The organism is Cellulosilyticum sp., assembly GCF_982396655.1.
The window spans coordinates 109,071-121,556 of record NZ_CEVXFV010000008.1 but is presented as its reverse complement, the minus strand read 5'-3'; the positions used below and the strand labels follow the sequence as shown (position 1 = coordinate 121,556).

The 12,486-nt window shown below is 33.6% G+C and carries 13 protein-coding genes; 3 read left to right on the top strand and 10 right to left on the bottom strand.

Going from position 1 to position 12,486, the window contains the following annotated elements; translation table 11 throughout:
- Window positions 1-116: 116 nt before the first annotated feature.
- Window positions 117-839, bottom strand: coding sequence for a 2-C-methyl-D-erythritol 4-phosphate cytidylyltransferase (gene ispD / locus AC1VAQ_RS05645; protein WP_302599423.1), 723 nt, complete (start codon window positions 837-839; stop codon window positions 117-119).
- A gap of 470 nt (window positions 840-1,309) precedes the next feature.
- Between ispD and AC1VAQ_RS05640 the strand changes: the two genes are divergently transcribed.
- Window positions 1,310-2,641: an APC family permease gene (locus tag AC1VAQ_RS05640; RefSeq protein ID WP_302599425.1), complete on the top strand. Its 1,332-nt coding sequence runs from the start codon at window positions 1,310-1,312 to the stop codon at window positions 2,639-2,641.
- Between the two features lie 52 nt (window positions 2,642-2,693).
- Here the strand turns inward: AC1VAQ_RS05640 and AC1VAQ_RS05635 are convergent, their stop codons facing one another.
- The 5 genes from AC1VAQ_RS05635 to AC1VAQ_RS05615 all read right to left on the bottom strand — a co-directional run bounded on the left by AC1VAQ_RS05635 (window position 2,694) and on the right by AC1VAQ_RS05615 (window position 6,831).
- A complete protein-coding gene (locus AC1VAQ_RS05635; protein ID WP_302599427.1) occupies window positions 2,694-3,086 on the bottom strand; it encodes a VanZ family protein in 393 nt (130 codons plus the stop codon).
- Window positions 3,087-3,157: 71 nt separating this feature from the next.
- Window positions 3,158-4,225, bottom strand: a complete 1,068-nt coding sequence (locus AC1VAQ_RS05630; RefSeq protein WP_479903581.1) for a PIN/TRAM domain-containing protein — start codon at window positions 4,223-4,225, stop codon at window positions 3,158-3,160.
- A gap of 20 nt (window positions 4,226-4,245) precedes the next feature.
- Window positions 4,246-5,262 carry a tRNA (adenosine(37)-N6)-threonylcarbamoyltransferase complex transferase subunit TsaD gene (gene tsaD, locus AC1VAQ_RS05625; protein WP_302599429.1) on the bottom strand — a complete coding sequence of 339 codons (1,017 nt, stop codon included), beginning with the start codon at window positions 5,260-5,262 and terminating at the stop codon, window positions 4,246-4,248.
- 24 nt (window positions 5,263-5,286) lie between these two features.
- The gene (locus AC1VAQ_RS05620; protein WP_302599430.1) at window positions 5,287-5,829 is read right to left on the bottom strand and encodes a DUF6715 family protein; all 543 of its coding nucleotides are present in this window, start codon (window positions 5,827-5,829) and stop codon (window positions 5,287-5,289) included.
- A gap of 90 nt (window positions 5,830-5,919) precedes the next feature.
- Window positions 5,920-6,831 (bottom strand): ribonuclease Z, encoded by a 912-nt coding sequence (locus AC1VAQ_RS05615; RefSeq protein ID WP_302599431.1) that lies wholly within the window; start codon window positions 6,829-6,831, stop codon window positions 5,920-5,922.
- Window positions 6,832-7,098: 267 nt separating this feature from the next.
- On the opposite strand from AC1VAQ_RS05615, the gene AC1VAQ_RS05610 reads away from it, so the two are divergent.
- Window positions 7,099-7,323, top strand: a complete 225-nt coding sequence (locus AC1VAQ_RS05610) for a FeoA family protein (RefSeq protein WP_302599432.1) — start codon at window positions 7,099-7,101, stop codon at window positions 7,321-7,323.
- 132 nt (window positions 7,324-7,455) lie between these two features.
- Window positions 7,456-9,456, top strand: coding sequence for a ferrous iron transport protein B (gene feoB, locus AC1VAQ_RS05605; RefSeq protein ID WP_479903580.1), 2,001 nt, complete (start codon window positions 7,456-7,458; stop codon window positions 9,454-9,456).
- A 171-nt stretch (window positions 9,457-9,627) separates the two neighbouring features.
- On the opposite strand, the gene AC1VAQ_RS05600 is transcribed toward feoB, so the two are convergent.
- The 4 genes from AC1VAQ_RS05600 to AC1VAQ_RS05585 form a co-directional block, all read right to left on the bottom strand.
- Entirely contained in the window at window positions 9,628-9,783 is a 156-nt protein-coding gene (locus AC1VAQ_RS05600; protein WP_302599434.1) for a hypothetical protein, read from the bottom strand.
- Between the two features lie 51 nt (window positions 9,784-9,834).
- Complete coding sequence (locus tag AC1VAQ_RS05595) at window positions 9,835-10,149, bottom strand: hypothetical protein (protein WP_302599435.1); 315 nt, start codon at window positions 10,147-10,149, stop codon at window positions 9,835-9,837.
- 136 nt (window positions 10,150-10,285) lie between these two features.
- Window positions 10,286-11,212, bottom strand: a complete 927-nt coding sequence (rnhC, locus tag AC1VAQ_RS05590; protein ID WP_479903579.1) for a ribonuclease HIII — start codon at window positions 11,210-11,212, stop codon at window positions 10,286-10,288.
- Between the two features lie 787 nt (window positions 11,213-11,999).
- Window positions 12,000-12,299 (bottom strand): DUF3892 domain-containing protein, encoded by a 300-nt coding sequence (locus tag AC1VAQ_RS05585; RefSeq protein ID WP_302599437.1) that lies wholly within the window; start codon window positions 12,297-12,299, stop codon window positions 12,000-12,002.
- Between the last annotated feature and the right edge of the window lie 187 nt (window positions 12,300-12,486).

Genomic DNA, 12,486 nt, shown 5'->3' with positions numbered 1-12,486 from the left:
TACTAATACTAATACTATTTATCATTAGACTTATACCTTTATTGGAACTTATATTCTTGTATTATTATATACTGCTTTTCTATAATTTATTGACTTCTTAATGTAATATTCCATTTTTAGAATACACCATCTCTTCTACTACTGCTTCCTTCTGATTCAAGAATTGCCTTTCCTATAAGTAAGTCTTCTTGGGTCGTGATTTTAATATTTGTGTAATCCCCTTCTACTATATAAACTTCTTTTCCATATGCTTCCACTAACATACTATCATCTGTTACTGCTAATTTTGTTTCATGTGCGAATTGATATGCTGATAATAAGGTCTTTTTATCAAAACATTGTGGTGTTTGTACACTCCATAATGTTTCTCTCTTTGGTGTATGTTCAATAACCTTTGAGTTATTATCTACTACTTTTATTGTATCCTTCACTGGAACGGCTACTACACATGCCTCGTTTTGCTTAACCGCATCTAAAGCTTTATTGATGGTCTCTTCTTTAATAAATGGTCTTGCACCATCATGAATCATTACATATTTAGCATTTTTATCTGTATTTACAAGTCCATTATAAACCGAATCCTGACGTTCTTTACCTCCTGCTATTATTTGTTTCACTTTATTGTATCCGTACTTTTCAACAATATTTTCTTTAGTACCTTGTATTTCATCTGCTCCTACAACTACTACAATTTCATCTATACAGGCACAATTATTAAATTTCTCTATAGTATGTGCAAGCACTTCTTTTTCATTTAATAGGATATACTGTTTTTTTATGGCCATTCCCATACGTTTACCACTGCCACCTGCGACTATAATTGCTGATACTTTCTCCATATTCTAACTCCTTATAAAAATATTTTATTATAGATTTCATATTTGTAAAATTTAGTTATTCATTATTTTATAGCTATGTAAAATCATTAGGAAAAACTTCTTTATGTGATGTATGATTTTAAATTATAGTTGATTTCTCTATCTATAGATTTCACATTTATAAATTTTAGTTATTCATAGTTTCTAGTTAGTTTCTCTATACTTAGCTTATTTTTATTACTATATTATACTTCATTAACCCTTTTCTATATAGGATTGTATGTATTATTTATTCCTTATTAATTATAATACCTCTCTTTACAGCTTTGAATCAATTTTCATATACGCTTCCACTATACCTCAGTAGACCTTTCTATATTTCTATATCTTTCTAGGGTAAGTTAATATTTAACAAAAAATTATTGTTAACTCCTAAGCTTATCTATATAATAATGAACTATATCATTTTTGACATCAAAGGAGTATACATCATGTCGACGAAAAACAAATATGGACTAGTAACATGTATCGCTATGATTATTGGCGTTGTTATCGGTTCAGGTATTTTCTTTAAAAGCGATAATATTCTTATTGCTACAAATGGAAACATTTTGCTTGGTGCATTAGCGTTCTGTATTGCGGCTATTAGTATTATCTTCGGTAGTTTAACTATTGCCGAGTTAGCTGCTAGAAATGATAAGCCTGGTGGAATTATTAGTTATGCTGAGGAAGCATATAATGGTGGAATTGGCTGTGCTTTGGGATGGTTCCAAACTTTTCTTTACTATCCTACACTTATTGCTGTCGTATGTTACATTGTAGGTGTTTATATGGAAATTTTATTTGGCATTGAAGGATCACTTGAAACACAAATCCTAATTGGACTTGGTACATGTATCATCGTTTTTGGTATAAATGCCTTTTCAGCAAAACTTGCTGGCTTTTTCCAAACAACCGCCACTGTTATTAAGCTTATTCCTCTTGTTTTAATCGGAATCTTTGGGCTTATTTGGGGCAATCCTTCTGCTGCGCTTCATGTAACATCTTCAGAAGTTCAAGGTGGAACTTGGCTTGCAGCTCTTGTTCCTATTGTTTTTGCTTTTGATGGTTGGATTGTTGCTACATCTATTTCTCATGAAGTAAAAAATTCAAAAAGAAATGTACCTTTAGCTCTTATCTGTGCGCCATTATTCATTCTTATTATTTATTTACTTTACTTCATAGGTATTTGTACATACTTAGGGCCTGAAGTAGTTATGGCGAGCGGAGATGGTCACGTTGACCTCGCTGCTAACCAGTTATTTGGTCCATGGGGTGCTAAAGCTATTTTAGTATTCGTTATTATTTCTGTATTAGGAACAGCTAATGGTTTAACAATGGGACTTTGTCAATTACCATATTCTTTAGCGCTTAGAAATATGTTCCCTTGTTCGGATAAGGTTGCTAAAATCAATAAAAAGTTTGATTTTCCTATTGCTTCTACTTTAGTAGGATTTATCATTACTTTATGTTGGCTTGCGCTTCACTATATCACTCAGAAATTCAACTTATTACCTAACTCAGATGTCTCTGAGATTGCTATTACATTAAACTATGTGGCATTTATTTTACTTTATCTTCAAGTGCTTCGTTTCGGTATTAAACGTGAAATCAAGAGCATTTGGAAAGGAATTGTAAATCCTATTTTAGCGATTGTTGGTTCTTTAATCATTCTCTATGTAGGTATGCAAAATCCTTTATTCTTACTTTATGTATTAATCTGTACCCTTTTATTAGTGACAGCTTATATTTTCTGGAGTAAGAGACAACCTAAAAATTCATAATAAAAAATACCGTGATATTAACATCTAAAGCTTGTTAATATCACGGTATTTTTTATTTATTACTATTTTTTTTATTCTTAAACCACTTTATTGCTAAATGAAATACTATGACTGCTAAAATAATTCCTGTTGCATCCGCTAACCAATCTACAAAGTCACATGACCTACCTTCAACAAAGTGCTGCATTACCTCTGTAGCAGCTGCATAGACTGCTATCCCACCCATAGCATATAGCGCCTTTGGCATATGTTTATGTTCATAATAATATTCACTATATAGACACAATGTTAAAAATCCAAACATGCCACAATGTACTACCTTATCTATTCCCGGTATTCCTACCGAAGGTATATCATTAGCCGGCATAAGAATGGCTATTAATATAAGTATTACTGCTACTATTGTAAATTTATAATTTACTATTGTTTTTTTTATATCCTGCATCTTTCCTCCCCCAGCGTGTATAATTTCTTATTGTCTTGCAGCAGCTCCCATTATTCAATTCTATTGTTTCACTACTTTTCCAGTTTACCAATTCTGGCAAATATCATACGTCCAGCAGATGTCTGCAAAACAGTATTTACAATGATACTCACGTTTTTACCTACGTATCGCTTGCCACCTTCTACAACAATCATTGTGCCATCATTAAGATAGGCTAAGCCTTGCTCCTCTTCTTTACCTTCTTTAACTATTTGCACATTCATTTCTTCATTAGGTAATACAACTTGCTTAATAGCATTAGCTAAATCATTAATATTAAGAACTGGTACCTTTTGAAACCTAGCAATTTTATTGAGATTAAAGTCATTAGTAACAACTTTACCTTGTAGCTGCTTAGCTAATTTTAAAAGTTTACTATCCACTTCCTCTATATCACTATAGTCAATATCTACTACTTCTACTGTAGCTGTCGCGGCATTTTTAATTTCATTTAAAATATCCAAGCCACGCCTACCTCTATTACGCTTAAGTGCATCTGAGGAATCTGCTATATGACGCAGTTCATCAAGTACAAATGAAGGAATAACTACCTTTCCTTCAATAAAACCCGTATTAATGATATCTAGTATTCTCCCATCTATAATAACGCTCGTATCTAATATCTTAGGATGCGTCGTATGTGTTAAAGCTTCTCCCTGCTTACTAAGCCATCCTTTTATTTCTTCTTTCTTAAGATGCACTAAATACACACCAAAGAAACCTAGCCCTAGATAAATTAGAAGAATAAATATTTCGCTAATCCTATTGTTACCAGTTATTTTAAAGGCTGTACTTGCAAGATATGCTACATAAAGGCCAATTCCCAGACCTATAATATACATTAGAATTTCTTGCATAGGGTATTTATCAATGGCCTTCTCTAATTGTTCTGCCATCTTTCTAGCTAAGGGGATGCTTATGGTTAAAAATATAATTGCAAATACTAAAATGAATATAATAATTTCTTTATTCATATATAAGTTATTAAATGCACCCTCTATAGTCTTTGGTATAAGGCCTATTACTTCTAATTCAGTAACACCTAATGCAATAAGTCCAGCTATTACTCCTGAAATAAGAATCCTAATAACCTGTTTCATTGCTTGCCCCTCTTCTTTAGTTATTTCTTGCCAAGTGGTAAGTTAGGTACTGCATTTAATGACATATCTGCTCTTGTTCCTTTGAGGTATTCGTAATATGCAGCGCAACCTATCATTGCGGCATTATCTGTACAAAGTTTAAGTCCTGGATAGTATAACTTTTTACCTGATTTTTCACAAGCTGCTTCCATTACTTCGCGGAGGCCTTGATTAGCTGCTACCCCACCTGCTAAAGCAATCTTTGAAATATTTTTTTCTTTGGCAAGTTGCATCGCTTTTTCCACAAGTACATCTGTCACACTTGCTTGGAAAGAAGCTGCAAGGTCTGCTGCATTAATTTCTTCACCTTTCATCTTCGCACCATTAACATAGTTAAGAACTGCTGATTTTAAGCCGCTGAAACTAAAGTCATAGCTACCGTCTTGCATAGCTCTTGGGAATTTGATTGCATCTTTATTCCCTTCTTTAGCAAGCTTATCAAGCTTAGGTCCCCCTGGATAAGTAAGCCCAATAGCTCGTGCTACTTTATCATAAGCTTCTCCTGCTGCATCATCTCTTGTGCGACCAATAATCTCATATTTAGTATAATCTTCTACATAAACTAAGTGTGTATGTCCACCTGATACAACAAGACATAAAAATGGTGGTTCTAAATCTAAGTGTTCTATATAGTTAGCTGCAATATGTCCTTCGATATGATGTACACCCACAAGTGGTTTATTTTTAGCAAATGCAATAGCTTTAGCCGCTACTACGCCAACGAGAAGTGCTCCAACTAAACCTGGTCCATAAGTTACACCTACTACATCAATATCATCTAATGTAATGCCTGCTGTTTGAAGTGCATCTTCTATGACTAAGTTAATTTTTTCTACATGCATTCTAGATGCAATCTCTGGTACAACACCACCATATAATTCATGTAATGGAATTTGTGTTGAAATACTATTTGCAAGCACTTCTCTTCCATTTCTTACGACTGCTACTGATGTCTCGTCACAAGATGTTTCAATAGCTAGTATTGTTACGTCTTTCATCTCTTGTTCCTCCACTGATATCTATTATTTTTCGTCTTTCCAGCTGTTAATTCTCCATTTACCATCTTCTTTAATTAAGCTATAAGTTCTTATGATATCACCTTTATTCGTGCTATGTTTTACTTCTACTTGTGCACTTGTATCACTGATCTCACCATTATTTTCAGCTTTAACAACTGTTTCAATTTCGCTTTGAATAACTATAAGCGGCTTTGTCTCCTCTCCTATGCGTTGCGCCTTGAACAGTGCTACTTGTTGCTCCATAGGATTAAGTTCTATAAGTTCTTTGGAATATAAAAGATTAAGATCCTCAATATATGCTTCTGTATATTCATCTTTCATACTACTACAATATGCATATCCCATAAGTTCATTATATGTCTGTATAACTTCTTTAGCTGTAGATGGATACTCTTCTTCTATACGCTCTTTAATCTCATCAAATTTCTTATCTACCTGTATTGCATTTACAACGGCTTCATTTTTAATACCTGATCTTGATTTGGCATAAAAGAAATATGCCACACACATCACTACCATAAATACGATAAGCCCAAACTTTTTCATAGAACACCCTCCTCAAAAAGTTAAAGTTTTATATCTTGCCCCAATATTATCCTACTACTATTTTAGTACTTTTTTCCTATAGTATGTCTATTAATTTTCTTTAAAATCTATAGTTGTTACCATACGGTCATAACCGGCAGTAGTGTTTGGAAAAATTTCCTTAGCACCACTTGCATCAATATAAGCATTTGGTACTGCTGGGCTGAAGTGTGTCAGCCAAAGTTCGCCTACATTAGCATTTTTAGCAAGTGTTGCTGCCTCTGAAGCTAACATGTGTTTATGTTTTTTTACCTGATCTAAATAACTATCATCTGTATACATACCCTCACAGATAAATAAATCTGAATCCTTAATGAGCTCCTTTAGAGGCTCTGTAGGTCTACAGTCTGTGGCATAAGCTACCTTAATGCCTTTTCTAGCTGCGCCTAAAACCATATCAGGTGTATATGTTTTGCCATCTAATTCTACAGTATTTCCTTGTTGAAGTTGTTTCCATAACTTTTGAGGCACGTTATTTGCTCTAGCTTTATCTACAATAAATTTAGGCATTCTGTGATTCTCAATAGTATAAGCAAAGCATTTTACATTATGTGGTACTGGCTGAGCTGTAATATGGAATTCCCCTATTTGTAAAGTTTGTCTTTCATATGGTAACTCAATTAAATTAAGTTCAAAGGCAATATCGCGACTTACAACCGTTAATCCTTCTACTACTTTACGAAGCCCTGGAGGCCCTATAATTGTAAGTGGTTCTGTTCTTCCTGTATTATTAATTGTAAGAAGTAATCCTGGAAGCCCCGTTACATGGTCACCATGATAATGGGTAAAACAAATAATATCTAATGTTTTATACCCCCATCCTAACATCCTCATCGTTACTTGTGTGCCTTCGCCACAATCTATTAAAAGTTTTCTGCCATTATATCTTGCCATCATTGCTGTTAAATAACGGTCTGGCAGCGGCAACATACCGCCTGTTCCGAGTAAACAAATGTCTAACATATTCTATTAATTCCTTTCTTTTAGCTACTAGTATTATATCCTTTTATATGGATTGTTACAATCCAATATACGATAAGCTATTTTCTCCGCCCTTATTTATTTATGAAATGCATTCACTGGAAATCGCCTTTCGTTGACAGCAATTTTCAACTACATTATACTTGTATTAAGAATGTTTTTCATTTTTATTAACAAAATGATATCAAAATTAAATACTTTATGATTGTTTTTATATATTTTACATTATTTATGAAAAGGGGTTTTAATATGTCACGTACACTTTGTGATTTACCATTAGGAGATTTAGCAACTATTTCACATATCACTGCACCACCAGCTATCAAGAAGCGTTTTATGGATATGGGATTTGTTAAAGGATGTGAGGTAACAGTCGAAAAGGTTGCACCTATGGGCAATCCATTGCAAGTATCTTTAAAAGGCTACAGCTTATGTATTCGTAAAGAAGATGCCAAATATATTTCACTTGCTTAAACATAATATAGATTTCACATCGTTATTTACTATGATTTAACCATGTGAAATCATTCAGAGAAACTCATTTATAAAATGTATATTCCAAAGTGATAGTTAGTTTCTCTATATCAACGACAACAGGAGGCTTTTATGAAAAGAGAAATTACTGCTGCCCTAGCTGGTAATCCGAATATCGGTAAGACCACCCTACTTAATGCCTTAACAGGTGCACGTTACACCGTAGGTAACTGGTCTGGTGTAACCGTAGAAAAAAAAGAAGCAAAATTTAATTATAAGGATACTACTATTAATCTTGTAGACTTACCTGGAACTTACAGTTTATCTGCGCTTTCATTAGATGAAAGTATTGCAAGAGATTATATTGTAAAAGAAAACCCAGACATAATCTTAAACTTAGTAGATGCTTCAAACTTAGAACGTAACCTTTATTTAACGCTACAACTTCTAGAGCTTGGTAAACCAGTCGTTATGGTACTGAATATGATGGATGTAGCTGAGGCACAAGGGACGAAAATTAATCTAGCTAAACTTTCTAGTTTATTAGATATTCCTATTATTCCCATTGTAGCTGCTAAAAAAACAGGTTTAGATGATTTATTAAAAACTATTACAAATGATAAGATACTTCACAAGACTTCTACTTATAAAGTCACTTATGAAGATGAAGTTGTAGATGAAATGAATAAAATCACTTCTCTCATTCATACAGATGGTTTAAAACTACCTACTCATTGGATTGCACTCAAAATATTAGAAGGTGATGCAAGTGTCCTAAACTATGTTTCGGAAACTGAACAAGTTATTCTGAAACAATATATAGATGAGAGTGACTTCTCTCTTGTTAATGAAAGCATTATTCATAGTAAATATACACATATTGCTTCCATCGTTAAAGAAGTGGTCACAATGCCAAAGGCGACTCAAACAACTTGGACTGATAAAATTGATAAATATGCCACACATCGTTTCTGGGGCTTCCCTATTTTCATTGCTGTGATGTGCGCTGTATTTATTTTTACTTTTAATTTAGTAGGAACACCGCTTACAGATTTATTTGATAGTTTCTTTAGCTATGTATTAGAACTTTGTAATAATGGTCTCATGGCACTTGGTATATCTGATTGGATTCGTGCACTCGTTGTAGAAGGTGCCTTAAATGGTGTATTTGGCGTTCTTACCTTCTTACCTAATATTGCAGCTTTATTCATTGCTTTAACAATCCTTGAAGATACAGGCTATATGGCAAGGGTTGCCTTTATTATGGACGAGCTTATGAAAAAGTTAGGTTTAAATGGTAAAGCCATCATTCCTATGCTTTTAGGTTTTGGATGCAATGTACCTGCCATTATGGGAACACGTACAATTGAAGATGAAAATGATCGTTTAACTTCTATTTTAATTAATCCATTCTTCTCTTGTAGTGCAAGACTCCCTATTTATACATTGTTTGCATCAGCCTTCTTCCCTGGTAAAGAAGGACTCATAGTAGCTTCACTTTATTTCTTAGGTATTGTTGTAGCCCTTGTGATTGCCTTTATCTTTAAAAAGACACTCTTCAAGTCAGACAGCATGCCTTTCATCATGGAGCTTCCTAAATATCATTTACCAAACTTAAAAAATACAGCACTTCAAGTATGGGAAAAGGTGCGTGGTTTCCTCATTAAAGCAGGAACTACTATCTTCGTCGCTTCAGTATTTTTATGGTTTATCCTTAACTTCAACTTCAGCGGACCAGTTGATATGGCAGATAGCTTAGGCGCATCTATCGGTCACTTTATTGCACCACTATTTGCACCGTTAGGATTCGGTAACTGGCAAGCAGCTCTCTCACTGATTGCTGGTGTAGTTGGTAAAGAAATCGTAGTATCAAATATGGCCATTGTATATGGCCTAGGAGAAGTAGCTACTGCTAGCAATTTCCACCAAGCTTTAGCTAGTTCATTCACACCACTTAGTGCCTATGCTTTCTTAGTATTTACGCTCCTTTACATTCCTTGCGTAGGAACACTAGGTGCTATCAAAAGAGAAACAAACAGCCTAAAATGGGTAACCTTCTCCGTAATCTTCCAAGTCGCCGTAGCTTGGATTGTCTCATTCCTAGTAATGTGCATCGGCCAATTATTCATTTAAAAATTACAATAGTAAATTAAATATACTTTAATATATAAGAGGGTGTTATGAAACTACTTAAATGTTTCATAACACCCTCTTCTTTTATGCAAGTTATATTTTTATCGCAACTTCCACCGCAGGGAGGGCACAGGAAAAATTCTATTTTCTCATTCTCCGCCCACTCCTAACTTAACCTCTACCATCCAGCCCAGAGTAATCTTTGCACAAATATGCTTTAGCCGCCATTCTCTTTGCCAGTAGAGTGTGGATAAATTGAAATTTTATTTTTATCGCGACTTCGACCGCAGGGAGGGAGCAGGAAAAATATAATTTCAATTTATCCACACGAACCCCCCTCCAAAAAAATAAGGCGATGCACATTTGTGCACCACCATTTTATCCTTCTATTGCCGCCTCTTTATAAGCTGCACTTAATATTTCTATTTCTTCTTCTGAGTAGACGTGTATATCTTCTACGGGATATTCTTCTACAGGGATATTAAAACTAGAAACCCACTTATCATAACATTGTTCACAGACATTAAAAACTTGCCTTGTTAAATCTTTTGAAGAAAAGTATCCCCAACTTTTCTCAATATGCAAATAATCCATTGGCACATTTCTCAAAGCCGTTTTCATAATTGGTTTTCCACAACAATTGCAATAGATTTCACTCTCTGAATGACTATTAATCCTTTTTAAATCATTCAATGACTGCACCCCCTAAGTATATTGACACGTTACATATCTTTATTTAGCCTTTTCATAAACCCTTTTTCTAAAGTTCTAAAGGGGTAAGCTTATTATTATTATAAGGCCTTATCCCTTATAAGTACATTGGTAAATATTATATATTCTGTGTCGTCTTAAAATGGAGCTTGCTTACTTTAATAAGTTCTTCTTGTCCATAACGCATCACAAACTCCCTAGCCGCTATAAGTGTCTGATTGCTTGCTCCCTTTGGAAATGTCATATCATATGTATGCTTCATCTCCTCCATCTTTCTCACAAATTCATTTCTAGCTAAAATACTAGCTGCTGCAACAACTATATTTTCTTCTCCCTTCGGACGCTGCTCTAATGTAATTTTCTTTCCTTTTTCCATGAGTGCACTTTTAATAAAATTCTCATTGCCAAATTGATCCGAAAGTGCATATGGTGCATCTACTTGCTCTAGCATATTTTCTATTACCCTTGCATGCCCCCATGCTAATAATTTATTTAAGTTATCTATCTTGTAATACATTTTATTATACGACTCATTTCCAATAACTACCATATTATATGGACAAATTTTTTTAATTTTTTCTGCAAGCTCTCCAATCTTTTTATCAGTTAAGGCCTTACTATCCATAGCTCCTATTTTTTGTAGTTCAATTTTACGCGCAGCATCAGCATATACACCCGCTATTACTAACGGCCCAAAATAGTCACCCTTCCCTGATTCATCTACGCCAATCAACGGATTTTCTAAAATATCTGTAGCAAATCCACTCTTTGCCTTATTACTGCTCATTTTACCTCTTGTAGTTTGTCCATTTATAAGCCCTACGTTATCTATATTAAATATAACTTCTTTTAATGCATCATATTTTACCGTTGATAAATCTATCTTAATGCCTTTTTTACTCTCATATATCCTCACTTTAGAAACCATATCATCAAGTTCTACATCGAATTGTAAGCCATAATTAATTTCCTTATACTCATATACACTAACGCCTTGTAATTCTAAAGCATTTCTCATCTCTTGATACTTCTCAAATTTATTCATAGGTAATCCTCTCCTTAACACATATCTATTTCTAAACCTTATATTTTATGTCTAAAATTTTATATAGAGAAACCAACTAAAAACTTGAAATATACATGTACGTAAGTTGTTTTCTCCCAATGATTTCACATTGCTAAAGATTATGAATAACTAAACTTTATAAATGTGGAATCTATAGAGAAATCAACTATAACTTTACACTATACATCACATAAATAGATTTCTCCTAATGATTTCACATCACTAAAACATGTGAATAACTTGTAAAACCTCTATTATATTTTTATCATATCATAATCTAAAATTTTATAAATTACCATATTTAGGTTTCATTTATTTTTAGCATAGTTTTTTCAGAAGGTGACATACTAACTACGAGATAGTTATGATTCCTCCCCATTCCAATTATCTCACAAACCCCAATATTATTTAAACAATTACTAACAGACAATATTTTTTCCAGCGATAGACCCCCTATCGCTATTTTTTTGTGTTCAGGAACAAATGTGGCGGCCTTTAGTTAGGCTATGTAGGGCATGGATAAATTAAGTATATATTTTTCCTGCTCCCTCCCTGCGGTCGAAGTCGCGATAAAAAATCCACACCCATGATTAGCGGTTAGACGGCCGGATTAGGGACATTTTATCCGAATACACCAATCTATAATTAAGTCGCTTTGCTCTATGTTGTGTTAAAAATGTATAAAAGTGCTATTTAGCTATGCTGCTGAGTATAACGTGATTGTTATAGATTATATTACATTAGCTAAAATAGCACTTTTATGTTTTTATTCTGTAATTGATGGTAGGTTACCTAAATTGTTGGACTCATCTCCATCTGCTAAGGAACGAATATATTCACTGCCATCTTTTGAAGTGGAAACACCTACATGGTCAAGCTGATTTGCTTTAGCCATGTTAATAGCTTCTGCTACAGAAACATGACGTCCTGAAGCAAGTTCATATCCAACGACTTCTCCATCATGTTTAATAAGCTTTGTAATTTGTTCAGCATTTGCGCCGCCTTCTGATACAACCTTATTCACTACATCAGATAAAACTAGATCACCTTTATATTCGTCTGACATCAGTTACCTCCTTTTGGTTAAATAATTATCATCTTACTCACTCAATACTAGTATTTTATAAATCTCAAAATTATATACCTAATAATACTTCCCGGTCTAAAGATTTTAATTTATATAATTTATTAAAATAAATATATTATTTGTATCAATATTAATATTCTGTTCAAATTTTTAGTTTATAGTGAAA

What these genes read in the sequence shown, in the direction of transcription:
- ispD (WP_302599423.1), bottom strand. Translation starts at nt 839, where the DNA reads ATGGAGAAAGTATCAGCAATTATAGTCGCAGGTGGCAGTGGTAAACGT.
- AC1VAQ_RS05640 (WP_302599425.1), top strand. Translation starts at nt 1,310, where the DNA reads ATGTCGACGAAAAACAAATATGGACTAGTAACATGTATCGCTATGATT.
- AC1VAQ_RS05635 (WP_302599427.1), bottom strand. Translation starts at nt 3,086, where the DNA reads ATGCAGGATATAAAAAAAACAATAGTAAATTATAAATTTACAATAGTA.
- AC1VAQ_RS05630 (WP_479903581.1), bottom strand. Translation starts at nt 4,225, where the DNA reads ATGAAACAGGTTATTAGGATTCTTATTTCAGGAGTAATAGCTGGACTT.
- tsaD (WP_302599429.1), bottom strand. Translation starts at nt 5,262, where the DNA reads ATGAAAGACGTAACAATACTAGCTATTGAAACATCTTGTGACGAGACA.
- AC1VAQ_RS05620 (WP_302599430.1), bottom strand. Translation starts at nt 5,829, where the DNA reads ATGAAAAAGTTTGGGCTTATCGTATTTATGGTAGTGATGTGTGTGGCA.
- AC1VAQ_RS05615 (WP_302599431.1), bottom strand. Translation starts at nt 6,831, where the DNA reads ATGTTAGACATTTGTTTACTCGGAACAGGCGGTATGTTGCCGCTGCCA.
- AC1VAQ_RS05610 (WP_302599432.1), top strand. Translation starts at nt 7,099, where the DNA reads ATGTCACGTACACTTTGTGATTTACCATTAGGAGATTTAGCAACTATT.
- feoB (WP_479903580.1), top strand. Translation starts at nt 7,456, where the DNA reads ATGAAAAGAGAAATTACTGCTGCCCTAGCTGGTAATCCGAATATCGGT.
- rnhC (WP_479903579.1), bottom strand. Translation starts at nt 11,212, where the DNA reads ATGAATAAATTTGAGAAGTATCAAGAGATGAGAAATGCTTTAGAATTA.
- AC1VAQ_RS05585 (WP_302599437.1), bottom strand. Translation starts at nt 12,299, where the DNA reads ATGTCAGACGAATATAAAGGTGATCTAGTTTTATCTGATGTAGTGAAT.